Source organism: Streptomyces sp. NPDC048352 (assembly GCF_040651895.1).
GTDB lineage: Bacteria > Actinomycetota > Actinomycetes > Streptomycetales > Streptomycetaceae > Streptomyces.
The window spans coordinates 35,782-58,571 of sequence record NZ_JBEZKZ010000017.1; the positions used below are offsets into that span (position 1 = coordinate 35,782).

The following is a 22,790-nucleotide window of genomic DNA, read 5'->3' on the forward strand; positions in this document are numbered from 1 at the left end:
ACCGCTCGTGGCCCGCCGGGTAGTCGTCACAGGCATCGGGGTACTGGCGCCGGGAGGCATCGGGGTCCGCGAGTTCTGGGAGCTGCTGAGCTCGGGGCGCACCGCCACCCGGGAGATCACCCACTTCGACGCCTCCCCCTTCCGCAGCAGGGTGGCCGCCGAGGCCGACTTCCTCCCGGAGCTGCACGGGCTGACGCAGGAGGAGATCCGGCGCATGGACCGCGCCGCCCAGTTCGGGGTGGTGGCAGCCCGCGAGGCGGTCGAGGACAGCGGCATCGACTTCGCCGCCCTGGACCCGTACCGCACGGGCGTCAGCATCGGCACCGGGGTGGGAGCCGTCGGCAGCCTCGACAAGGCGTACCGCGCGGCCAGCCTCGACGGCCGGCTCACGGCCGTCGACCACCAGAGCGCGCCGCAGCACCTCCACGACCACTTCGTGCCCGGCTCCTTCGCCACCGAGGTGGCCTGGGCCGTCGGCGCGGAAGGGCCGGCCGCGGTGGTCTCCTCCGGCTGCACCTCCGGGATCGACTCGGTCGCGCACGCCGCCGACCTCATCCGCGAGGGCAGCGCCGACGTCATGGTCACCGGCGCCACCGACGCCCCGATCACGCCGCTCACCCTGGCGTGCTTCGACGCGATCAAGGCGACGACCTCCCTCAACGACGACCCGGAGCGCGCCTCCAGGCCCTTCGACGCCACCCGCAGGGGATTCGTCCTCGGCGAGGGCGCGGCGGTGTTCGTCCTGGAGGAGCTGGAGAGCGCCCGCGCCCGCGGCGCGCACCTCTACGCCGAGGTGGCCGGCTACGCCTCCCGCTCCAGCGCCTTCCACATGACGGGACTGCGCCCCGACGGCCGGGAGCTGGCGGAGGCCATCACCGTCGCCCTGGACGAGGCCAGGCTCGGGCCCGCCGACGTCGACTACGTCAACGCCCACGGCTCCGGCACCCGGCAGAACGACACCCACGAGACGGCCGCGTACCGGCTGGCCCTGGGCCCGCACGCCTACCGGACCCCCGTGAGCTCGATCAAGTCGATGATCGGGCACTCGCTGGGCTCCGTCGGCTCCATGGAGATCGCCGCGTCCGTCCTCGCGATGGAGCACCACGTGGTGCCGCCCACCGCGAACCTGCGCATCCGCGATCCCCAGTGCGACCTCGACTACGTCCCGCTCGTCGCGCGGGAGCACCGCACCGACGCCGTCCTGACCGTGGGCAGCGGCTTCGGCGGGTTCCAGAGCGCGATGGTGCTGGCCCGGCCCGACAGGAGGACCGCATGAGCGCCAGGACCCTGGTCACCGGCATCGGTGTGGCCGCCCCCAGCGGACTCGGGGTGGAGGACTTCTGGGCGGCGACCCGCGTCGGCAAGAACGCCATCGGGCCCGTCACCCGCTTCGACGCCTCCTCCTACCCCGCCCGCCTGGCCGGGGAGATCCACGGCTTCGACCCCAAGGACCACCTGCCCGGCCGGCTCGTACCGCAGACCGACCGGGTGACCCAGCTCGCCCTCGTCGCCGCCGACTGCGCCTTCGAGGACGCCGGGATCGCCCCGGGCGACATCCACCCCTGCGACATGGGCGTGGTCACCGCCGCCGGGTCGGGAGGCCTCGCATTCGGCGAGAACGAGCTGCGCAAGCTCTGGAGCCGGGGCGCCAAGCACGTCAGCGCGTACCAGTCCTTCGCCTGGTTCTACGCCGTCAACAGCGGGCAGATCTCCGTACGCAACGACCTGCGCGGGCCCACCGGGGTCTTCGTCGGCGACCAGACGAGCGGCCTCGACGCCCTCGCCCACGCCCGGCGCCGGCTCGGCAAGGGCAGCCGGCTGATCGCCACCGGCGGCTTCGACGCCTCCATCTGCTCGCTGGGCTGGGCCGCGCACCTGGCCGGCGGGTCCCTCTCCACCAGTGACGAACCCGAGCGCGCCTACCTGCCCTTCGACGAGGCCGCACGCGGCTACGTACCGGGCGAGGGCGGCGCCATGCTCGTCCTGGAGGACGAGGACAGCGCCCGCGCCCGCGGCGCGCGCAACGTCTACGCCGAGTTCGCCGGCTACGGGGCCACCCTCGACCCGCGGCCGGGCAGCGGCCGTCCGCCCGGCCTGCGCCGCGCCATCGACGCGGCGCTCGCCGACGCCGGCTGCCACCCGGCGGAGGTCGACGTGGTCTTCGCCGACGGCGCGGGCGTCCCGCGGCTCGACCGCGAGGAGGCCGAGGCCATCACCGCCGTCTTCGGCCCGCGCGGGGTGCCGGTCACCGCCCCCAAGACGATGACCGGGCGGATCTCCGCGGGCGGCGCGCCGATCGACGTGGTCTGCGCCGTCCTCGCCATGCGCGAGGGCCTGATCCCGCCGACCACCAACGTGGAGCTCTCGCCGGCCCACGACATCGACCTGGTGGCGGTGCGGCCGCGCACCGCCTCGGTGCACACCGCACTCGTCCTCGCCCGGGGCAGCGGCGGCTTCAACGCCGCCGCCGTGGTGCGCGCCGTCGACTGAGGACGCCCCGTGGGTGCGCGCCGCCGACCGCAGGCGCAGGCGGTCCGAGGGCACAGCGCGACAGAACCCCCGCAGCCGGACTCCCCGGATGCGGAACGACCGATGAAGGGACCCACCCGTGTCCAAGCAGGAATTCACCTTCGACGACCTCAAGCGCATCCTCCTGGAGGGCGCCGGCGCCGACGAGGGGGTCGACCTCGACGGCGACATCCTCGACACCGACTTCGAGTCCCTGGGCTACGAGTCGCTGGCGCTCCTGGAGACCGGCGGGCGCATCGAGCGCGAGTTCGGCATCACCCTCGACGACGACATCTTCGCCGACAACAGCACCCCGCGCTCCCTCGTCGAGGCCGTCAACGCGAGCCTCAAGGTCACCGTCAGCGCCTGACGCGCCCCTGACGCCACCACTCCGCCCCCACCCCCGCCCACAGAGAGGGAGTACGCCCATGGCCATCGATCAGGACTGCACCGAGACCCAGGTGCTCGTGGTCGGCGCGGGCCCCGTCGGACTGCTGCTCGCCGGAGAACTCCGGCTGGCGGGTGCGGACGTGGTGGTGCTCGACACGCTCACCGCCCCGGCCACCGCGTCGCGGGCGTCGACCCTGCACGCCCGCACCATGGAGATCCTCGACAGCCGCGGCCTGCTGGAACGGCTCGGCGACGTACCGCGCGAGAACGCCGGCCACTTCGGGGGCATCCCCCTCGACCTCGCCCTGCCCGGCCCCTACCCGGGGCAGTGGAAGGTCGCCCAGACCCGCCTGGAGGAAGTCCTCGGGGAATGGGCGGCCGACCTGGGCGCGGACATCCGGCGCGGCCACGAGCTGACCGCCCTGACCACGACGGCCGACGGAGTGCTGGCCACCGTACGGGGCGAGGGCGGCGAGGAGCTGGCCTTCCGGGCCGGCCACCTCGTGGGCTGCGACGGCGAGGACAGCACCGTGCGGCGCCTGGGCGGCTTCGGCTTCCCCGGCACCGACGCCGAACGCGAACTGCTGCGCGCCGACGTGGCCGGCATCGACATCCCCGGCCGCCGCTTCCAGCGGCTGGAGGGCGGCCTGGTCGTCGCGGCCCGCAGGCCCGACGGGGTGACCCGGGTGATGGTGCACGAGTTCGGGGCGCGCCCCCGGCCCGGGCAGCCCTCCTTCGAGGAGGTGGCCGACACCTGGAAGCGCATCACCGGCGAGGACATCGGCGCCGGCACCCCGCTGTGGGTCAACTCCTTCGGCGACGCCTCCCGGCAGGCCGCCGAGTACCGCCGGGGTCCGCTGCTGCTCGCCGGCGACGCGGCGCACCGGCAGATGCCGATCGGCGGGCAGTCCCTCAACCTCGGGCTGCAGGACGCCTTCAACCTCGGCTGGAAGCTCGGCGCCCGCGTCGCCGGCCACGGGACCGAGGAACTGCTCGACAGCTACCACGAGGAACGGCACCCGGTCGGCCAGGCCGTCCAGAGCAACATCCGCACCCAGGCGCTGCTGCTGCTCGGCGGCACCGAGGTGGACGCGGTCCGGGAGGTGTTCACCGAGCTGACCGCCAGTGAGAACGTACGGACGCACCTGGCCGGGCTGGTCTCGGGCCTCTCGGTGCGCCACGCCGTCGGCGGTACGGACGGCGACGGCGACGGCGACGGCGGCTCCGGCTCCGGGCTGCTCGGCCTGCGGGTGCCGCACTGGGAGGTCACCACCGCCGAGGGCCGCACCGACACCTTCGAACTGCTGCGCCCGGGGCGGGGCCTGCTGCTCCTGCCCCCGGGCGGGGAGGCCCGCCGGGCCGAACTCGCCGGGGCGGCGGCGCCCTGGGCCGGCCGGGTGCGTACGGTGGCCGCCGCCTCGGTGGCGGGCGGGGCCGGCGAGGAGCCGGCCGCCGTACTCGTACGCCCCGACGGGCACGTGGTCTGGGCCGACGGTCCGGACGCCGGTCCGCTGACCGCGGCGCTCGGCCGCTGGTTCGGGCCCGAACGGGCCGGGGAGCCCGCCGCCCGGCCGGCGGCGGCGGTGACCGCCCCTGCCCCTGCCGCTGCCGGCGTCCCGGCCGCGTCGCTCACGGCGCACGCGGCGGCGCCGGGGCGCGGCGGCGCCGGCGCGGAGCGGCTCACGGGCCGCACCGCGCTGGTCACCGGTTCGAGCCGGGGCATGGGCCGGGCGGCCGCGATGCGGCTGGCGGAGGAGGGCGCGCTGGTCGCCGTCCACTACCACCGGGACGAGGCGGCCGCCCACGAGGTGGTCGCCTCGGTCGAGAAGGACGGCGGCCGCGCCTTCGCGCTGCGGACCGAACTGGGCGTCGACGGGGACGTGGAGACCCTGTTCACCGCGCTGGAGGGCGAGCTGCTGGACCGTACCGGCTCCACCGACCTGCACATCCTGGTCAACAACGCCGGGGTGATGGGCGGTGTCCCGGCGGAAGAGGTCACCCCCGAGCAGTTCGACCGGATCTTCGCCGTCAACGCCAAGGCGCCGTTCTTCCTGATCCAGCGGGCGCTGCGGAACATGCCCGACGGCGGCCGGATCATCAACATCTCCTCCGGCCTGACCCGGTTCGCGAACCCGGACGAGATCGCGTACGCGATGAGCAAGGGCGCGCTCGAACAGCTCGCGCTGCACTTCGCGAAGGCCCTCGGCCCCCGGGGCATCACCATCAACTCGGTGGCGCCCGGCATCACCCGCAACGGCAGTCCGGTCTTCGACATCCCCGAGGCCGTCGAGCAGATGGCCGGCCTGTCCGCCTTCAACCGGGTCGGCGAGCCGGAGGACGTCGCCGACGTGGTGGCGTTCCTGGCCACCGACGAGGCGCGCTGGATCACCGGCTCCTTCGTCGACGCCACCGGCGGCACGCTCCTCGGCTGACGCCGGCCGCTCCAAGACCCCGCCGGCGCACCATCCCACGCGCCGCGCCGGCGGCGGGCGGGCGGCGCGGGGATTCCTCCCCGGGCCGCCCGCCCCCTTCTCCCCGTCCTCCTTCTCTTCCGAAACGCGAGCGTGCAGACCCCGATGAACATCCCGTCCGGCGGCCGGGCCCGGGCCCGCTGGGCCCTGGTGTCCGTCCTCGCCGCCAACATGCTGGTGGACGCCCTGGAGGTGTCCGCGACCCTGGTGGCCCTGCCCTCCGTCGGCAGCGGGCTGGGGCTGTCCGCCACCCGGGTGCAGTGGCTCGTCAGCGGCTTCGCCGCCGGGTTCGGCGGGCTGCTGCTGCTCGGCGGCCGGCTCGTCGAGCGGCTGGGCCGCCGCCGGGTCTACCTCGCGGCGCTGCTCGCCTTCGCCGCGGCCTCGCTGGCGGGCGCGCTGACGGACAGCGCGCTCCTGCTGACGGCCACCCGCGTGGTGAAAGGGTTCTGTGTGGCGCTGACCGCGCCCACCGGCCTCGCCATCATCCTGTCCGCCGTCCCCGAGGGCGCCGAGCGCCGCCGCGCGGTGTCCGTCTACTCCTTCTTCGGCGCCGCCGGCTTCTGCTCGGGGCTGCTGCTCTCAGGGCTGCTCACCGGCAGCAGCTGGCGCTGGACCATCGCCTTCCCGGCGCCCGTGGCCCTGCTGCTGTTCGCCGCCGGGCAGCGGCTGGTCCCCCGCGACGGGGACGGGCCGCGCGGCCGGCTCGGCCGGCACCCCGTCGTGGCGGGCAGCGCCCTGACCGGGGCGGTACTGCTGCTGGTGTACGCGCTCTCCTCCCTCGCCGGCTCGGCGGGGCAGCAGCGGCGCGCCGCCGGGGCCTTCGCGGGGGCGCTGCTGCTGGGCGCCGTCCTCGTACGGGCCGAACGCACCGCGCCGCACCCGCTGCTGCGCACCGAACTGCTGCGGCACCCACCACTGTTGCGCTCCGCGCTCGGGGCGGCCGCGCTCAACGGCTCGTACCTGGGGTTCCTGCTGGTGGCCGCGCTCGACCTGCGGCGGGCCGGCTGGAGTTCCTGGCAGACGGCCCTCGCCTTCCTGCCGGCCAGTGCCCCGCTCGCGCTGAGCGCCCTGCACTCGGGCCGGATCGCCGCCCGGCTGGGACCCGCGCGGGCCGTGGCGGCGGGAGCGCTCGCCGCCCCCGCCGGCTACGCCCTCTACCCGCACGGCGGTGCGGACGGCGTCGGCTACGCCGACCTGCTGCCCGCCATGTCCTTCGTCGGCGCCGCCTTCGTGCTGGCCTTCACGGCCCTGCACCTCCAGGCCACCGCCACCGTCCCGGCCGCGCTCCAGCCGGCGGCGGGCGGCCTCTACCAGACCTGCGTCCAGCTGGGCGCGGCGCTGACCACCGCGCTGACGTCCGCCCTGTACGCGGCCGGCGGCCGGAGCCCGGCGCTCTGGCTGGTCACCGCAGTCGGCCTGGCCGGCGCGTGCGTGGCCCTGCGCGGCCTGCTCCACCCCTTCGACCCGTCCCCGACCACCGCCGGATCCCTCTCCCGCCCGGCGGCTCCGACCACGGACGGACGGGGTCACCCGTCCGCCTCGACCCGGAAAGCATCATGAACACACTTCACATGTCACAGACGTACGAAACAGACAACGGCCTGGTCCACATGACCACGCCCGACATGACGGTGCTGGCCACCGCCGGGCTGCGCGAGCGCACCCGGATCCTCGAGCAGTACGTGCGCGAGGAGCTCGGCCGCATCCTCGGCATCGAACCGCACCTCGTCGACACCACGGGCCGCCCCATGGGCTGCCTGGGCATCGGCTCCATCTCCGGGATCGAACTCCAGTACCGGATGGAGAACACGCTCGGCGTCGACGTGAACCTCCAGCGGCTGCTGCTCGCCAACAGCGCCCAGGAGCTCATCGACTGCCTCGCCGGCCAGTTCGGCCCCGAGGCCCACCTGCACGGGGCAGCGGTGCCGGCATGAGCACTACGACCCTGCTGCCGGCCGTCCGCCCGGTGGTCAACCACCAGGGGCTCGACCGGCCCGACTTCACCCTCTCCGCCGACCGGGTCGACCTCTGGCTGATCCGCCGTCCCACCGGGGCGGACGCCGAGGCCCTGGCGATCGGCGAGCTCGACGCGGAGGAGCGCAAGCGCACCGACGCCTTCATCCGCAAGTCGGACGGCCTGCTGTACGCGGCGGCCCACGTGGCGGTGCGCCGGCTGCTCGGACGATACACGGCCACCTTGCCCCAGGACGTGCGCTTCATGCGGGAGCCCTGCCCGGGCTGCGGCGAGGCGCACGGCCGTCCCGCGCTGTCCCCTCCTCCGCCGCCGCTGCACTACTCCCTCTCGCACAGCGGGGGCGTGGCCATGGTGGGTGTCGGCACCACGCCGCTCGGCGTTGACGTGGAGAAACTGCCCGGCGCCGAGACGGTGGACATCTGCTCCAAGGCACTGCACCCGGACGAGCAGCTGGAGATCGCCGCGGCCGAGCCGGGGGAGGAGCGCCGGCAGCTGTTCGGCCAGATCTGGACGCGCAAGGAAGCGTTCCTCAAGGGCCTTGGGACAGGGTTGAGCCGCTCGCCCGCCGAGGACTACCTGGGCACCGACCACGGCCGCCACCCCGACGGCTGGACCATGGTCGGCGTCCCGGCCGACACCACCCACGCCGCCGCCGTGGCCGTGGCCGGGCCGGCCCCCAGGGTGGTCGACGTCAGGTGGGTGCCCGACACCTGGCTGGCCGCCGGCACCCCCGTGTGCGGCGGCGCCGCCGCCCCCGGACCGCACCACACGGTCCTCGCCAGTTGAACCGCAAGTAAGGACGTGACCGGATGACCCGCACCGCCTTCGTCTTCCCTGGCCAGGGCTCCGCATGCGCCGGCATGGGCAAGGAGCTGCTCGCCCTGCGGCCCGACCTCGCCGACACCCACTACCGCACCGCCGACGACCTGCTCGGGTTCCCGCTGGCCCGGGTCTGCCTGGAGGGGTCGCCCCGGGACCTGGAGGACCCGGCGGTGGAGCAGCCGGCGATCTTCCTGACGAGCCTGGCCGTCCTGGAGGTGCTGCGCGGCGAGGGCCTGCGGCCGGACGCCGTGGCCGGGCACAGCCTGGGCGAGTACGCGGCGCTGGCGGCCGCCGGCGTCCTGGAGTGGACCGAGGCCCTGTGGCTGGTCCGGCTCCGCGGCGAGCTCGTCGCCACGGTCGGGGACCGCGTCGGCAGCGCCACCGCGGCGGTCATCGGCCTGCGCCGCACCGACCTGACGCGGATGTGCGCCGAGGCCCGGGCGGCCACGGGCCAGGTGGTCGAGGTGGCCGGGGACAACGAGCCCCGCCAGACCGTGGTGTCCGGCCAGGCCGAGGCGGTGGCCCACGCCACCGGCGCGGCCCGGGCGGCCGGGGCGCGGGTGGCGTGGCTGCGGACCGGCGGCCCCTTCCACTCCAGCCTGCTGGTCGACGCCGAGGCCGAGTTCACCGAGACGCTGATCGCGACGGAGTTCCGCGACCCGGCCGTGCCGCTGGTCTCCGGTGTCACCGGCGGGTGGGTGACGACGGCCGCCGAGGCCATCGTCGCGCTGCGCGGCCAGCTCACCAGCCCGGTGCGGTGGACCGAGGCCGTCGGGACGCTCGCCGCCTCGGGGACCGACCGGTTCGTGGAGGTGGGGCCGGGCCGGGTGCTCGGCGGCCTGGTCCGGCGGATCCTGCCGGACGCCCGCGTCCACAGCACGCACACGGCGGACCGGCTGGCACTGGCCGTCGACGAGCTCACCGCCACCGCGGTCTGACTCCGGGGCCGTCCCGCGCGGCGGACCGCCGCGTACGGGGACCGGCCGGCGCACCCCGCACCACGCGGCCGGGGCGACCCGGTGGACGGCCTCGTAGAACCGCGCGAGACCCGTGCGGTAGTGATCCGTTGCCTGGAGACGCCGCACGCCGGCGTCCCCGCCCGCACGTACGTCAGACCCGCCGCGGTGAGCGCCGGCGGGGCATCACGAGACGAGGAGCGGACTGTGGAGACACGAGTCGAACCCGGCCGGGCCATCCGCGTGGTGAAGGGAAGCCCCGACACCGAGGAGCTGGCGGCGCTGACCGCCGTCGTGCTCGCGCGGGCGGCGGCGTACGAGGGCCAGCACGGCGGCACGGCCGGCGGCGGACCGGCCCTGGCGGGCTGGCGCTGTCCCCGGCAGGCCCGCGGCTTCCACGGCTCGCGCAGCTGGCGCGAGCCCCGCCCGGCCTGACCCTCCGTCCGGCCGGCGCCCCGCCAGGGCGCGCGGGGGTGTCCGCGAGGTCCCGCCTGCCCTGCGACGCCTGGCACCGCACCTCGCCGCGTTGTCGGGCCCGCCCTTCGGGCGGCCGGCGCTACTTCGCGGACACCCCCGCGGTCCGCTCCCGAAACGCCCGACATCGTCATCGCCCCGGTCAAGGAGTTCGAGGGCGGACACTCCTGACCGGTCGGCCCGTGCCCGAAGTCCGCCAACTGGAGAGGCCATGCCATCGACCCACGACGACATCGCGGCGCTGCGCGAGCAGATACAGGTCCTGCGCGACCGCGCCGAACTGCGCGAACTGTTCGACCGCTACGTGACCGCCCTCGACACCCACGGCGGCAGCGGCCCGGAGGAGTCCCGGTACGCCTCGCTCTTCACCGAGGACGCCACCTTCGCCTTCCCGATCGGGGTGTGCGCGGGGGTGGAGGCCTTCGCCGCCTTCCAGCGCGAGGCCCGGGAGCGGTGGGCGCGCACCCACCACTCCAGCTCCAACCACCAGGTCGTCCTCGACGGGGACCGGGCCACCCTGCGGGCCCAGCAGCTCACCACCCACGTCCACCATGGCGACGACCGGCCCGCCGCACACTTCGAGGTCGGCGGGTACTGCGAGGCGCGCGCCGTCCGCACGCCGGACGGCTGGCGGCTGAGCCACGTCGCCTTCCACGTCGTGTGGGACGCCGGGGTGCGCCTGCCCGAACTCGCCGGAGTCCGGCTGTGAGAACCGGATGAACGCCGCGCGGATCGCCGGCTACCGGGTCCCCGCGCGGGGACCCGTACGCGACCTCGTACGCCCCTCGCGCCCGCACCCCCTGCCGCCCCTGACGACGCTGCTGCGCCGCAGGGCCGCCTGGGCGCTGGCCGTCACCCGGGCGCGGCGCACCCCGCCCGCCCGGCCGCCCTCCTGACCCCCGTGGAGAACCCCCTCATGGCCCCTGAGCCGCCCCCCGGCGCGCCCCCGGTCCGGTCCGTCACGCTCGACGCCGGCGGGATCCCGCTCTCCGGGCTGCTGGCCCTGCCCGCGCAGCCGGTGCCCCGGGCCCTGGTCGTGGCCCTGCACGGCTCGGGGATGAGCGCCGGCTACTTCGACAGCCGGGCCCGGCCCGGGCTGTCGCTGCTGGAGCTCGGCGCCGGCCTCGGCTACGCCGTACTCGCGCTGGACCGGCCCGGGTACGGCGCCTCGGCCGCCGTCCTGCCCGAGGGGCAGGACCTCCAGGGGCAGACCGCGGCGGTGCTCGCGGCCCTGGAGGGCTTCGTCCGCGACCGCGACCCGGGCGCCGGAGTCCTCCTCGTGGGCCACTCGGGCGGCGGCAGGGTCGCGCTCGCGGCGGCCGCCGCCGCCCGGGGCGGCCTCGTACCGCTCGGCGTGGACCTCTCGGGCCTGGGCCGGCGCTTCCTCGTCGAGCCCTGGCGGCTGCCCGGCCCGGACCTGCCCGGCGAGTGGCGCCGGCACTGGGGGGCGCTGCGGTTCTACCCCCCGGACGCCTTCCGGCTCGGGCAGCGGCTGCTGCGGCCGGTGCCCGCCGTCGAGATGCGCGAGACGCTGCGGTGGCCGGAAATGTACCCCTCCGTAGCGGCCGGAGTGGGGGTGCCCGTGCGCTTCACGTTCGCCGAACAGGAGCTGTGGTGGAGGCACGACGGCGAGGCGCTGGAGGAACTGCTGACTCCGCTGATGGGGGCCTCCCCGGAGGTGGCCCGGCAGGCCCATGCTGGACACAACATCAGTCTGGGCTGGGCCGCCCGCACCTACCACCTGAGGGTCCTGTCCTTCCTGGAGGAGTGCCTGCTCGCCCGCGACACGGCCGTTGGCCGGGTCGCGACGGGTGCTGACAGAGACCTGAAGAAGGTTGACGCGGATCTGACATAGACCCCGTTGACCCACGGATCGGCGCCAACGAGGCTTTTGGTGAGCATCCCGTGACGTGTAACGAAATCCGTCATACCGGGACACGTCGACTCGGTCTCCCGATATCTGTTTGATTCATATGATTCATCCCGAAAAGGAACACACATGAGTGACGTGAAGGATCTGGTGCAGGTCGCCGGAATCATCGACGCCGAGGAGGCCAAGCTGCTGGCCGAGGAAGGCTGCGACTGGTTCGGCTTCCCGCTCCGCCTCCCGTCGGGCAAGGACGACATCTCCGAGGCCGCGGCCACGGAGATCATCGCCGGCCTGGCGTCTCCTCAGGAGGGCGTCCTCATCAGCTACATGACGGACGCCGACGAGATCAGCGCCTTCACCACGCAGCTCGGTGTCAAGGCCGTCCAGCTCCACGGCGACGTCGAGCCGGAGCAGCTGCGCAAGCTCAAGGCCAACCGTCCCGACCTGTACGTCCTCAAGAGCCTGGTGGTGAAGGAGGACAACGCCGAGGAGCTGCTCCAGCTCGTCGACGAGGTCTCCGACGTGGTGGACATGTTCATCACCGACACCTTCAACCCGGCCACCGGCGCCAAGGGCGCCACCGGTCTGACGCACGACTGGAACGTCAGCGCCGAGCTCGTGCGCCGTTCGCCGAAGCCCCTGATGATGGCCGGCGGCCTGAACGCGGACAACGTCGCCGACGCGATCCGCTTCGTCAAGCCCGCCGCCGTCGACGCCCACACCGGTCTCGAGGGCCCCGACGGCCGCAAGGACCGGGCCAAGGTCGCGAAGTTCGTCTCCGAGTCGCGCAAGGCCTTCGCCGAGATCGCCGCCTCCTGACCTCGGCACCCGACCACACGGTTGCGGTCCCCGGGGCGCCTCCGCGCCCCGGGTCCGGCCGCAGCCCGTCTCCACGACCGACGAGAAGCAGGTTTCTCATGGCGACCGGCCACCACAATGTCCACCCGCTGCCGCAGACCAACCAGCTGCGGGCCATGCACACGATCATCCGCGACCGCGGGGCCTCCCGCGCGGACTTCGTGTTCTACTCCCGGCGCATCATCCGCCTCCTGCTCGAATCGGCGCTCGACCAGCTGCCCTTCGACAAGCACGAGGCCACCACGCCGGTCGGCGAGACGTACGACGGTCTGAAGTTCGGCCCCAAACTGTGCGCCGTGCCCGTGATCCGGGCCGGTGACTCGATGCTCGACGAGCTGCGTCAGGTCATCCCCGACGTCACCGTCGGCAAGCTGCTGATCCAGCGGGACAAGACCACCAAGCTCCCGCACCTCTACTACAAGAACTTCCCCGCGGACATCGCCGAGCGGCACGTCCTCCTCCTGGAGCCGATGCTCGCCACCGGCGGCAGCGCCAACGCCGCCATCGAGGTCCTCCTCGAGGCCGGGGTCCGCGAGAAGAACATCGTCTTCGTCAACTTCCTCGCGGCGCCCGAGGGCATCGAGGCGGTCCACGCCAGGCATCCGGCGGTCAGGATCGTCACCTCCTCCATCGAGGAGCGCCTCAACGACAACGCCTTCATGATCCCGGGTATCGGCGACTTCGGTGACCGCTACTTCGGCACGACCGATTCGGCAGTGGCCTGATGAAGAGCAGCCGTACGCTCGCGGACTCCGCGCTCACCGCGCTCGCCCCGGCGATCTGGGGGTCCACGTACCTGGTCACCACGGAGCTGCTGCCCGAGGGGCGGCCCCTGCTCGCCTCGCTGCTCCGCGCCCTGCCCGCCGGCCTGATCCTGGTGGCCATCGGCCGGACGCTGCCCAAGGGCATCTGGTGGTGGCGCGCCCTGGTGCTCGGCGTGCTGAACATCGGCGCCTTCTTCTACCTGCTCTTCGTGGCCGCCTACCACCTGCCGGGCGGCGTCGCGGCGCTGGTGATGGCCATCCAGCCGATGATCGTGCTGCTGCTCGGCGCGGTGCTGCTGAAGGAGAAGATCAAGCGGATCCACCTGGTCGCCTGCGCCCTCGGCGCGGCCGGCGTGGCCCTGCTGGTCCTCCAGCCGAACGCCGGGCTCAACGCCACCGGTGTCGTCGCCGGTCTGCTGGGCGCGCTCAGCATGGCCTCCGGCATCGTGCTGACCAAGCGCTGGGGCCGGCCCGAAGGCGTGGGCCTGCTGCCCTTCACGGGCTGGCAGCTCACCGTCGGCGGCCTGGTCCTGCTCCCGGTCGCGCTGATCGGCGAGGGCCTGCCGGGCGAGATCACCGCCAAGAACCTCTGGGGCTTCGCCTACCTCGGCATCATCGGGGCCCTGTTCGCCTACGCGATCTGGTTCCGCGGTGTGGCCCGGCTGCCCGCGCTGGCCGTGTCGTTCCTGAGCTTCGCCTCGCCCCTGGCGGCCACCCTGCTCGGCTACTTCGTCCTCGGCCAGTCGCTCTCGCCGCTCCAGATCGTCGGAGCGCTGACGGTCGTCGCGGCGGTGGTGGTGGCCCAGCCGCGGCCGGGCCGCAAGCAGCCCGAGCCCGAGCCGGTCCAGGAGACCCCGCGGGAATCCGTCAAGGCGTAACACGACGGAGTCCCGCCCACGCCTCCCCGCCCGGCCCTGCCCCCCGGGAGCAGGGCGGGGAGCGGTGGTGGCACACCGCGGCCTCCCCCGTCCGCGGTGTGCCGCCCACCCACCCGAACTTCCGCACCGTGAAAGGACCGAGCCCGTGCCCCACGTACACGTCAGGCACTACCCGAGGGACTTCACGGCCGAGCAGCTGAGGGCGATCGACGAGGCGGTCACCGCCGCCGTGACGCGGACCTTCGCCACCGGCGAGGACACCGTCTCGATCTCCCTGGAGCCGGTCACACCGGAGGACTGGGACACCCAGGTCCTCGCCGAGATCGCGGCCCGCCCGGACCAGCTGGTACGGCGGCCCGGCTACTTGAACGAGAGTTGAGAGACATCCCGATGAGCGCAAGCAGCGGCATCCCCGTCGTCTACACGGAGGAGGTCCGCGAGGCCCTCCACGACGGCGCGGCCGTCGTCGCCCTCGAGAGCAACGTCATCACGCACGGCCTGCCCTACCCGGACAACGCCGCCACCGCCCGCAAGGTGGAGGACGCCGTACGGGCCGGCGGCGCGGTGCCCGCGACGATCTGCATCGAGGCCGGCGCGATCCGCGTCGGCATGTCGGACTCCGACATCGAGCGCTTCGCCTCCCTGCCGGGCATCCCGAAGGTGTCCAGCCGCGACCTGCCCGTCGTGCTGGCGCAGGGCGGCCCGGGCGCCACCACCGTGGCCTCCTCGGTCGTGGCGGCCGAGCTCGCGGGGATCCCGTTCTTCTCGTCCGCCGGCATCGGCGGCGTGCACCGGGGGGCGCAGGAGACCTGGGACGTGTCCTCGGACCTGATCCAGTTCACCCGTTCCAAGGTCGCCGTCGTCTGCGCGGGCGCGAAGATGATCCTCGACCTCGGCCTGACGCTGGAGTACCTGGAGACGCAGTGCGTCCCCGTCGTCGCCTACCGCTCGGACGACTTCCCCGCCTTCTACTGCCGTACGAGCGGACACCGGGCGCCCCACCGCCTGGACGACGAGCGGGCCATCGCCCGCGCCGTCGAGGCCCACTGGGCCCTCGGCAACAACAGCTCCTTCCTGATCACCACCCCGGTCCGGGAAGAGGACGCCATCGACTCCGCCGAGGTGGACACGGCCATCCGTGCCGCCGTCGCCGAGGCCACCCGTGACGGGGTCTCGGGCCAGGCCATCACCAAGTACCTGATGCGGGCCGTCGACGCCGCGACCGACGGCCGTTCGGCCAAGGCCAACATGGCGGTCCTCGCCTCCTGCGCCGAAGCGGCCGGCCGCCTGGCCGTCGCCCACTCCGAGCACCTCGCGGAACTCGCGGGCCGCTGAGCCCCCCGAACCACCACCGCACCACCACGCGTTGACCTCAGTCTGGAGAGACACACATGTCCGAGAAGCTGTTCGAGCCGGTCACTCTGGGGAAGCTGGCCCTGAGCAACCGAGTGGTCATGGCTCCCATGTCCCGCAACCGGGCCACCGCCGAGGGGCTGGCCACCGACCTGATGGCCACCTACTACGGCCAGCGCGCGGGCGCCGGCCTGATCATCACCGAGGGCATCCAGCCGTCGGTGACCGGCCAGGGCTTCGGCAACAGCCCCGGCCTGCACACGCAGGAGCAGGCCGCGTCCTGGAAGCCGGTCACCGAGGCCGTGCACGCCAAGGGCGGCCTGATCGCCGCGCAGCTCATGCACTGCGGCCGCATCGGCCACCCCTCGCTGTACCCGAGCGGCCACCAGTCGGTCGCCCCGTCCGCCGTGACCGCGGCCGGCCAGGCCTACGGCCCCCAGGGCCCGCTGGACTACCCGCAGCCGCGCGCCCTGACGGTCGAGGAGATCGCCGGCATCGTCAAGGAGTTCGCGGACTCCGCCGAACTCGCCATCGAGGCCGGCTTCGACGGCGTCGAGATCCACGCGGGCAACGGCTTCCTGCTCCACCAGTTCCTGGCGGAGAACACCAACCAGCGCACCGACCAGTACGGCGGCTCGATCGAGAACCGCGTCCGCTTCGCGATCGAGGTGGTCGAGGCGGTCTCCGAGCGCATCGGCGCCGACCGCGTCGGCGTGCGCATCTCGCCGTCGAACCCGTACAACGACATCGTGGAGGGCGACACCCGCGCCCTCTACGAGGCGCTCGTCGCGGCCCTGCCGCCGGTCGCCTTCCTGCACATCCTCGAGGGCGGCAACCGCGACCACATCGCGGCCCTGCGCGCGCAGTGGACCGGCACGATCATCCTCTGCCCGCACCCGGAGAACGGCGTCGCCGTCTCCGCCGAGATCGCCACCGAGGCCCTGGAGACCGGCGTCGCCTGCGCCGTCGCCTTCGGCTCGGCCTTCATCGCCAACCCGGACCTGCCGGAGCGCATCCGCGCCGGTGCCGCGCTGGCCCAGGCCGACGAGAGCACGTGGTACGGCGGCGACCACACCGGCTACACCGACTACCCGACGCTCGAGGAGGCCGGCGCCGCGTGAGCGACTCCGGACAGATGCTGCTCTTCTCGGGGCGCGCACACCCCGAGCTGGCCGAGGCAATCGCGGCCGAACTGGGCACGACGCTGGTCCCGACGAAGGCGATCGACTTCGCCAACGGCGAGATCTACGTCCGCTACCACGCCTCCGTGCGCGGCGCGGACTGCTTCGTGGTCCAGAGCCACACGGCGCCGATCAACAAGTCGATCATGGAACAGCTCATCATGATCGACGCGTTGAAGCGGGCCTCGGCCCGCAGCATCACGGTGATCCTGCCGTTCTACGGATACGCGCGCCAGGACCGCAAGCACAGCGGCCGGGAACCCATCTCGGCCCGCCTGGTGGCGGACCTGCTCAAGACCGCCGGCGCGGACCGGATCCTGACGGTCGACCTGCACGCCGACCAGATCCAGGGCTTCTTCGACGGTCCCGTGGACCACCTGTTCGCCATGCCGGTCCTCGCGGACCACATCGGCTCCAAGGTGGACCGCGACGCCCTCACCGTCGTGTCGCCCGACGCCGGCCGCGTGCGCGTGGCCGACGGCTGGTGCGACCGCCTCGGCGCTCCGCTGGCCATCGTCCACAAGCGGCGCGACAAGGACGTGGCCCACCAGGTCACGGCCCACGAGGTGGTCGGTGACGTCCGCGACCGGGTCTGCGTCCTGGTCGACGACATGATCGACACCGGCGGCACGATCTGTGCCGCCGCCGACGCCCTGTTCGCCCAGGGCGCTCGGGACGTCATCGTGGCGGCCACGCACGGGGTGCTCTCCGGCCCCGCGGCGGACCGCCTGAAGAACTCGCGCGTCAGCGAGTTCGTCTTCACGGACACCCTGCCGGTGCCCGCGGCACTGGGCATCGACAAGGTCACCGTCCTGTCGATCGCCCCGCTCATCGCGGGTGCCTCACGCGAGGTGTTCGAGAACGGATCAGTAACCCGGCTCCTGCGGAGCCGGTGATCGCCCGGACGGACGGGCCGACGGGGGCCCGTCCGTCCGTAGGGGGAGGCGGCCGCACGCACCGCGCCGTTCCGGTCTTACCGGGTGGTGAGGCATTGCCCTTGCGCCCCTCAGTTCTTCGGTTCTTCCGGCCGAGCAGTCGCCTCGGCCACTGACGCCCCACCGCTTCCGCGGTGTCCGACCCGAGCGGACACCACCCCCACGCTCGCGGTGAGGCGTTCGTTCACACCGGGCACGCCGGCACGCCGGAACCCGGTCGCGGGGGCGCTCGACCGCGCCCGCTGCTCCACAACGGAACGTAAGGAAGCGGGAAATGACTCTTCAGGAGACCAGCGTGCTCGAGCCCACCCTGCGCGGCACCCACACGTTGCCCGGCCTGCTCGCCCAGCGTGTGGCCGAGCACCCCGAGGCGATCGCCGTCGCCTACCGGGAGGAGAAGCTCACCTTCCGTGAGCTGGCTTCCCGGAGCGCGGCCCTGGCCGAGTACCTGAGACACCTCGGTGTCTCCGCGGACGACTGCGTCGGCCTCTTCGTTGAGCCGTCCATCGACCTGATGGTCGGTGCGTGGGGCATCCTGGGCGCCGGCGCCGCCTACCTGCCGCTGTCCCCGGAGTACCCCGAGGACCGGCTCCGCTACATGATCGAGAACAGCCAGGCGAAGATCATCCTGGCGCAGCAGCGCCTCGTGTCCCGCCTGCGCGAGCTGGCCCCGCAGGACGTCACGGTCGTCACCCTGCGCGACTCCGAGGCGTTCGTCCTCCCCGAGGGCCACGAGCTGCCCGCCGTCGAGGGCGCCCGCCCGGACACCCTCGCGTACGTCATCTACACCTCGGGCAGCACGGGCAAGCCCAAGGGCGTGATGATCGAGCACAGCAGTATCGTCAGCCAGCTCGGCTGGCTGCGGGAGACCTACGGGATCGACCGCAGCAAGGTCATCCTGCAGAAGACCCCGATGAGCTTCGACGCCGCCCAGTGGGAGATCCTCTCCCCGGCCAACGGCGCCACCGTCGTCATGGGCGCCCCGGGCGTCTACGCCGACCCCGAGGGCCTCATCGAGACCATCGTCAAGCACGGCGTGACCACCCTCCAGTGCGTCCCGACCCTGCTCCAGGGCCTGCTCGACACCGAGAAGTTCCAGGAGTGCGTCTCGCTCCAGCAGATCTTCAGCGGCGGTGAGGCCCTCTCCCGCCTGCTGGCGATCCAGACCACGCAGGAGATGCCGGGCCGCGCCCTGATCAACGTCTACGGGCCGACGGAGTGCACCATCAACTCCTCCTCGTTCGTGGTCGACCCGGCCGAGCTGGACGAGGGACCGCAGTCCATCTCCATCGGCGCCCCGGTGCACGGCACCACCTACCACATCCTCGGCAGGGAGGACCTCAAGCCGGTCGGCGTCGGCGAGATCGGCGAGCTGTACATCGGCGGCGTCCAGCTGGCGCGCGGCTACCTGCACCGCCCCGACCTGACCGCCGACCGCTTCGTGGAGATCCAGCTCGAGGAGGGCGCCGCGCCCACCCGCCTGTACAAGACGGGCGACCTCGGCCAGTGGAACCCGGACGGCACCGTGCAGTTCGCCGGCCGCGCCGACAACCAGGTCAAGCTGCGCGGCTACCGCGTCGAGCTGGACGAGATATCCCTGGCGATCGAGAACCACGACTGGGTCCGCAACGCCGCCGTCATCGTCAAGAACGACGGCCGCACCGGCTTCCAGAACCTGATCGCCTGCGTCGAGCTGAGCGAGAAGGAAGCCGCCCTGATGGACCAGGGCAACCACGGCTCCCACCACGCGTCGAAGAAGAGCAAGCTCCAGGTCAAGGCGCAGCTCTCCAACCCGGGCCTGCGCGACGACACCGAGCTGGCGGCCCGCCCGGCCTTCGACCTGGAGGGCGCCGAGCCCACCCCCGAGCAGCGCGCCCGGGTCTTCGCCCGCAAGACCTACCGCTTCTACGAGGGCGGCGCGGTCACCGAGGCCGACCTGCTGGGGCTGCTCGGAGCCAAGGTCACCGCGGCCTACTCGCGCAAGGCGGCCGACCTGGCGCCCTCCGAGCTGGGCCAGATCCTGCGCTGGTTCGGCCAGTACGTCAGCGAGGAGCGGCTGCTCCCCAAGTACGGCTACGCCTCGCCGGGCGCCCTGTACGCGACGCAGATGTACTTCGAGCTGGAGGGCGTCGGCGGCCTGCAGCCCGGCTACTACTACTACCAGCCGGTCCGCCACCAGCTCGTGCTGATCAGCGAGAAGGCCGCCACCGGCAAGCCGACCGCGCACGTCCACTTCATCGGCAAGAAGAGCGGCATCGAGCCGGTCTACAAGAACAACATCCAGGAAGTGCTGGAGATCGAGACCGGCCACATCGTCGGCCTCTTCGAGCAGATCCTGCCCTCCTACGGCCTCGACATCCGCGACCTGGCCTTCGAGCCCGCGGTCCGCGACCTGCTGGACGTCGCCGACGAGGACTACTACCTGGGCACCTTCGAGCTGGTCCCGCACGCGGGCGAGCGCGAGGACCACGCCGAGGTCTACGTCCAGACGCACGGCGGCAAGGTCGCGAACCTCCCCGAGGGCCAGTACCGCTACGCCGACGGCAAGCTGACCCGCTTCGCGGACGAGGTCGTCCTCAAGAAGCACGTCATCGCGATCAACCAGTCGGTGTACCAGGCCTCGAGCTTCGGCATCAGCGTGATCAGCCGCGCCCCCGAGGAGTGGATGCACTACGTCACCCTCGGCAAGAAGCTCCAGCACCTGATGATGAACGGCCTGAACCTGGGCTTCATGTCCTCCGGCTACAGCTCCAAGACCGGCAACCCGCTGCCGGCCTCGCGCCGGATCGACTCCGTCCTCCAGGCGAACGGCGTGGAGACCGGCCCGTCGTACTTCTTCGTCGGCGGCCGCATCAGCGACGAGCAGCTCGGCCACGAGGGCATGCGCGAGGACAGCGTCCACATGCGCGGTCCCGCGGAGCTGATCCGCGACGACCTCGTCAGCTTCCTGCCGGACTACATGATCCCCAACCGGGTCGTGGTCTTCGAGCGGCTGCCGCTGTCCGCCAACGGCAAGATCGACGTGAAGGCGCTGGCCGTCTCCGACCAGGTCAACGCCGAGCTGGTGGAGCGTCCCTTCGTCGCCCCGCGCACCGAGACCGAGAAGGAGATCGCGGAGGTCTGGGGCAAGGCCCTGCGCCGCGAGAACGTCTCGGTCCAGGACGACTTCTTCGAGTCGGGCGGCAACTCGCTGATCGCCGTCGGCCTCATCCGCGAGCTCAACTCGCGCCTGGGCGTCTCCCTGCCGCTCCAGACGGTCCTGGAGTCCCCGACCGTCGAGAAGCTCGCCCGCCGCCTGGAGCGCGAGGTCGCCCAGGAGTCCTCGCGCCTGGTGCGCCTGCACGCGGAGACCGGCAAGCAGAAGCCGGTGCTGTGCTGGCCGGGCCTGGGCGGCTACCCGATGAACCTGCGCACGCTGGCCGGCGAGATCGGTCTCGGCCGCTCGTTCTACGGCGTCCAGTCGTACGGCATCAACGAGGGCGAGACCCCGTACGAGACCATCGTCGAGATGGCCAAGGCGGACATCGAGGCCATCAAGGAACTCCAGCCCGTCGGCCCCTACACCCTGTGGGGCTACTCCTTCGGCGCCCGCGTGGCCTTCGAGACCGCCTTCCAGCTGGAGCAGGCGGGCGAGAAGGTGGAGAACCTCTTCCTGATCGCCCCGGGTTCGCCGAAGGTGCGCGCCGAGAACGGCAAGGTGTGGGGCCGTGAGGCCTCCTTCGCCAACCGCGCCTACACGACGATCCTCTTCTCGGTGTTCACCGGCACCATCTCCGGCCCCGACCTGGAGAAGTGCCTGGAGACCGTGACGGACGAGGCGTCCTTCGCCGAGTTCATCAGCGAGCTCAAGGGCATCGACGTGGACCTCGCCAAGCGGATCATCTCGGTCGTGGGCCAGACCTACGAATTCGAGTACTCGTTCCGCGAGCTGGCCGAGCGCACCCTCCAGGCGCCGATCAGCATCTTCAAGGCCGAGGGCGACGACTACTCGTTCCTCGAGAACAGCAGCGGCTACTCGGCCGAGCCGCCGACGGTCATCGACCTCGACGCCGACCACTACAGCCTGCTGCGCGAGGACATCGGCGAGCTGGTCAAGCACATCCGCTACCTGCTCGGTGAGTAACGGAAAGCCGGTCGAATGACGACGGCCGTCCCGCCGGAGAAATCCGGCGGGACGGCCGTCTTTTCGCTTTCCCCGGACGGCGGGGGAAGAACCGGCCAGGAGGCGGCTCAATTCTGACGGAGATTGACCGCGTTCTGACGTACCGCCGGTTGACGTGCCCATTCGGCGCGCAAGAGACTTTCGGTCGTGGCGGGCGCCCGCCGTTGTCGCCGAATTCCGCTGATGAGGAGTCATCTTCCATGCGATTCAATCTCATCGGCCCCTTTGAAATCGTCACCGACGACGGCAGGACCTACCAGCCCGGAACGCCGAAGGTGTGCCAGACGCTCGCACTGCTGCTCACCCGGCCCGGGGAGATCGTCACGGCCGAGGCCCTCATCCGGGAGCTGTGGGGCGAGACCCCGCCGCGCAGCGCCGTCACCACGCTCCAGACGTACGTCTACCACGCCCGCCGGATGTTCACGCAGGAGCGGCTGGCGCCGGCCGACCGCTGCCTGATCGTCACCAGCCCGCCCGGCTACGCGATGCAGGTCGACGAATCCCAGGTCGACATCCGGGTCTTCGAGCGGCTCGTCACCCGCGCCCGCCACGAACTCGCCGAGGACGAGCCGGCCCGGGCCCTGCGCACCGTCCGCCAGGCACTCGACCTGTGGCGCGGGCCGGCCCTGTCGAACTTCCCGGCCGGCGACGTCCTCGCCGGGCACGTCGTGCACCTCGAGGAGCTGCGCATCAGGGCCTTCGAGACCCGCATCGAGGCGCAGGGGCGCCTCGGCCGGTACCGCGAGTCCATCCCCGAGCTGCGCAAGCTCATCAACGACTACCCGCTCAACGAGTGGTTCCACAGCCGGCTCATCGCGGCGCTCGGTGCCGCCGGCCGCCGTGCGGAGGCCCTGCAGGCCTACCAGAAGGTCCGGCGCCTCCTCGCGGACGAACTGGGCCTGGAGCCGTCCCCGGAGCTCAGACAGCTCCACGTGGGCCTGCTCAGCCCGGCCTCCCGCCGGGAGCCGGCCGCGGAGCGCGCCGCGGTCTGAGGACCTGCCGGCCGGGCTCCCGCCGGGCCGGTGCACACGCCGGTCGAGCGGGCATCGACGGCGCCTCCTGCGGTGTGTCGGTGTCCATCGGGGCGCAGTCCCCGGACATCGCGCAGGGCGTGGACACCGCCTACGAGCAGCGCGTCGAGGGGGAGGGTGACGAGCTCGACCGGCAGGGCGCGGGCGACCAGGGGCTGATGG

At 72.8% G+C, this 22,790-nt stretch carries 21 protein-coding genes and 1 pseudogene; all 22 read left to right on the forward strand.

Annotation, left to right across the window (positions count from 1 at the left end; translation table 11 throughout):
• The first annotated feature begins 7 nt into the window (after positions 1-7).
• The gene (locus AB0D45_RS12025) at positions 8-1,276 is read left to right on the forward strand and encodes a beta-ketoacyl-[acyl-carrier-protein] synthase family protein (RefSeq protein ID WP_362457505.1); all 1,269 of its coding nucleotides are present in this window, start codon (positions 8-10) and stop codon (positions 1,274-1,276) included.
• Positions 1,273-2,490, forward strand: a complete 1,218-nt coding sequence (locus AB0D45_RS12030) for a ketosynthase chain-length factor (RefSeq protein ID WP_362457507.1) — start codon at positions 1,273-1,275, stop codon at positions 2,488-2,490. Before AB0D45_RS12025 ends, AB0D45_RS12030 begins: the two co-directional genes overlap by 4 nt.
• 118 nt (positions 2,491-2,608) lie before the next feature.
• Positions 2,609-2,878 carry an acyl carrier protein gene (locus AB0D45_RS12035; protein WP_361599302.1) on the forward strand — a complete coding sequence of 90 codons (270 nt, stop codon included), beginning with the start codon at positions 2,609-2,611 and terminating at the stop codon, positions 2,876-2,878.
• A 58-nt stretch (positions 2,879-2,936) separates the two neighbouring features.
• Positions 2,937-5,330, forward strand: a complete 2,394-nt coding sequence (locus AB0D45_RS12040) for an SDR family oxidoreductase (protein ID WP_362457509.1) — start codon at positions 2,937-2,939, stop codon at positions 5,328-5,330.
• A gap of 144 nt (positions 5,331-5,474) precedes the next feature.
• Positions 5,475-6,929, forward strand: a complete 1,455-nt coding sequence (locus tag AB0D45_RS12045) for an MFS transporter (protein ID WP_362457511.1) — start codon at positions 5,475-5,477, stop codon at positions 6,927-6,929.
• Positions 6,930-6,940: 11 nt separating this feature from the next.
• Positions 6,941-7,303: an acyl carrier protein gene (locus AB0D45_RS12050; RefSeq protein WP_362457514.1), complete on the forward strand. Its 363-nt coding sequence runs from the start codon at positions 6,941-6,943 to the stop codon at positions 7,301-7,303.
• Positions 7,300-8,130, forward strand: a complete 831-nt coding sequence (locus AB0D45_RS12055) for a 4'-phosphopantetheinyl transferase superfamily protein (protein ID WP_362457517.1) — start codon at positions 7,300-7,302, stop codon at positions 8,128-8,130. Before AB0D45_RS12050 ends, AB0D45_RS12055 begins: the two co-directional genes overlap by 4 nt.
• A gap of 23 nt (positions 8,131-8,153) precedes the next feature.
• Positions 8,154-9,104 carry an ACP S-malonyltransferase gene (locus tag AB0D45_RS12060; protein WP_362457520.1) on the forward strand — a complete coding sequence of 317 codons (951 nt, stop codon included), beginning with the start codon at positions 8,154-8,156 and terminating at the stop codon, positions 9,102-9,104.
• A 225-nt stretch (positions 9,105-9,329) separates the two neighbouring features.
• Positions 9,330-9,557, forward strand: coding sequence for an acyl-CoA carboxylase subunit epsilon (locus AB0D45_RS12065; RefSeq protein ID WP_361599320.1), 228 nt, complete (start codon positions 9,330-9,332; stop codon positions 9,555-9,557).
• A 250-nt stretch (positions 9,558-9,807) separates the two neighbouring features.
• Entirely contained in the window at positions 9,808-10,305 is a 498-nt protein-coding gene (locus tag AB0D45_RS12070) for a nuclear transport factor 2 family protein (RefSeq protein WP_362457523.1), read from the forward strand.
• Between the two features lie 7 nt (positions 10,306-10,312).
• On the forward strand, positions 10,313-10,492 hold the full coding sequence (locus AB0D45_RS12075; RefSeq protein ID WP_362457526.1) for a hypothetical protein: 180 nt from the start codon (positions 10,313-10,315) through the stop codon (positions 10,490-10,492).
• Positions 10,493-10,512: 20 nt separating this feature from the next.
• Positions 10,513-11,451, forward strand: coding sequence for an alpha/beta fold hydrolase (locus tag AB0D45_RS12080; RefSeq protein WP_362457529.1), 939 nt, complete (start codon positions 10,513-10,515; stop codon positions 11,449-11,451).
• A 144-nt stretch (positions 11,452-11,595) separates the two neighbouring features.
• A complete protein-coding gene (locus tag AB0D45_RS12085; RefSeq protein ID WP_361599332.1) occupies positions 11,596-12,285 on the forward strand; it encodes a phosphoribosylanthranilate isomerase in 690 nt (229 codons plus the stop codon).
• Between the two features lie 98 nt (positions 12,286-12,383).
• Positions 12,384-13,049, forward strand: a complete 666-nt coding sequence (gene upp, locus AB0D45_RS12090; RefSeq protein WP_361599335.1) for a uracil phosphoribosyltransferase — start codon at positions 12,384-12,386, stop codon at positions 13,047-13,049.
• Positions 13,049-13,966 carry an EamA family transporter gene (locus AB0D45_RS12095; RefSeq protein WP_362457533.1) on the forward strand — a complete coding sequence of 306 codons (918 nt, stop codon included), beginning with the start codon at positions 13,049-13,051 and terminating at the stop codon, positions 13,964-13,966. The genes upp and AB0D45_RS12095 overlap by 1 nt, the downstream gene beginning before the upstream one ends.
• 145 nt (positions 13,967-14,111) lie before the next feature.
• Positions 14,112-14,345: a tautomerase family protein gene (locus tag AB0D45_RS12100; RefSeq protein WP_361599341.1), complete on the forward strand. Its 234-nt coding sequence runs from the start codon at positions 14,112-14,114 to the stop codon at positions 14,343-14,345.
• 11 nt (positions 14,346-14,356) lie between these two features.
• On the forward strand, positions 14,357-15,301 hold the full coding sequence (locus AB0D45_RS12105) for a pseudouridine-5'-phosphate glycosidase (protein ID WP_361599344.1): 945 nt from the start codon (positions 14,357-14,359) through the stop codon (positions 15,299-15,301).
• A gap of 56 nt (positions 15,302-15,357) precedes the next feature.
• Entirely contained in the window at positions 15,358-16,440 is a 1,083-nt protein-coding gene (locus AB0D45_RS12110; RefSeq protein WP_362457536.1) for an alkene reductase, read from the forward strand.
• Between the two features lie 14 nt (positions 16,441-16,454).
• Positions 16,455-17,396, forward strand: coding sequence for a ribose-phosphate diphosphokinase (locus AB0D45_RS12115; protein WP_361599389.1), 942 nt, complete (start codon positions 16,455-16,457; stop codon positions 17,394-17,396).
• Positions 17,397-17,709: 313 nt separating this feature from the next.
• Positions 17,710-21,558 (forward strand): amino acid adenylation domain-containing protein, encoded by a 3,849-nt coding sequence (locus AB0D45_RS12120; protein ID WP_362457539.1) that lies wholly within the window; start codon positions 17,710-17,712, stop codon positions 21,556-21,558.
• Between the two features lie 239 nt (positions 21,559-21,797).
• Positions 21,798-22,589, forward strand: a complete 792-nt coding sequence (locus AB0D45_RS12125; protein ID WP_362457541.1) for an AfsR/SARP family transcriptional regulator — start codon at positions 21,798-21,800, stop codon at positions 22,587-22,589.
• 50 nt (positions 22,590-22,639) lie between these two features.
• Positions 22,640-22,789, forward strand: a pseudogene (locus AB0D45_RS12130) (methionine adenosyltransferase); the annotation flags it as partial.
• Between the last annotated feature and the right edge of the window lies 1 nt (position 22,790).

Bases quoted from the DNA above. Each gene is read 5' to 3' on its own strand.
- AB0D45_RS12030 (WP_362457507.1), top strand. From the start codon at position 1,273: ATGAGCGCCAGGACCCTGGTCACCGGCATCGGTGTGGCCGCCCCCAGC.
- AB0D45_RS12040 (WP_362457509.1), top strand. From the start codon at position 2,937: ATGGCCATCGATCAGGACTGCACCGAGACCCAGGTGCTCGTGGTCGGC.
- AB0D45_RS12045 (WP_362457511.1), top strand. From the start codon at position 5,475: ATGAACATCCCGTCCGGCGGCCGGGCCCGGGCCCGCTGGGCCCTGGTG.
- AB0D45_RS12050 (WP_362457514.1), top strand. From the start codon at position 6,941: ATGTCACAGACGTACGAAACAGACAACGGCCTGGTCCACATGACCACG.
- AB0D45_RS12055 (WP_362457517.1), top strand. From the start codon at position 7,300: ATGAGCACTACGACCCTGCTGCCGGCCGTCCGCCCGGTGGTCAACCAC.
- AB0D45_RS12060 (WP_362457520.1), top strand. From the start codon at position 8,154: ATGACCCGCACCGCCTTCGTCTTCCCTGGCCAGGGCTCCGCATGCGCC.
- AB0D45_RS12070 (WP_362457523.1), top strand. From the start codon at position 9,808: ATGCCATCGACCCACGACGACATCGCGGCGCTGCGCGAGCAGATACAG.
- AB0D45_RS12075 (WP_362457526.1), top strand. From the start codon at position 10,313: ATGAACGCCGCGCGGATCGCCGGCTACCGGGTCCCCGCGCGGGGACCC.
- AB0D45_RS12080 (WP_362457529.1), top strand. From the start codon at position 10,513: ATGGCCCCTGAGCCGCCCCCCGGCGCGCCCCCGGTCCGGTCCGTCACG.
- AB0D45_RS12085 (WP_361599332.1), top strand. From the start codon at position 11,596: ATGAGTGACGTGAAGGATCTGGTGCAGGTCGCCGGAATCATCGACGCC.
- upp (WP_361599335.1), top strand. From the start codon at position 12,384: ATGGCGACCGGCCACCACAATGTCCACCCGCTGCCGCAGACCAACCAG.
- AB0D45_RS12095 (WP_362457533.1), top strand. From the start codon at position 13,049: ATGAAGAGCAGCCGTACGCTCGCGGACTCCGCGCTCACCGCGCTCGCC.
- AB0D45_RS12105 (WP_361599344.1), top strand. From the start codon at position 14,357: ATGAGCGCAAGCAGCGGCATCCCCGTCGTCTACACGGAGGAGGTCCGC.
- AB0D45_RS12110 (WP_362457536.1), top strand. From the start codon at position 15,358: ATGTCCGAGAAGCTGTTCGAGCCGGTCACTCTGGGGAAGCTGGCCCTG.
- AB0D45_RS12115 (WP_361599389.1), top strand. From the start codon at position 16,455: ATGCTGCTCTTCTCGGGGCGCGCACACCCCGAGCTGGCCGAGGCAATC.
- AB0D45_RS12120 (WP_362457539.1), top strand. From the start codon at position 17,710: ATGACTCTTCAGGAGACCAGCGTGCTCGAGCCCACCCTGCGCGGCACC.
- AB0D45_RS12125 (WP_362457541.1), top strand. From the start codon at position 21,798: ATGCGATTCAATCTCATCGGCCCCTTTGAAATCGTCACCGACGACGGC.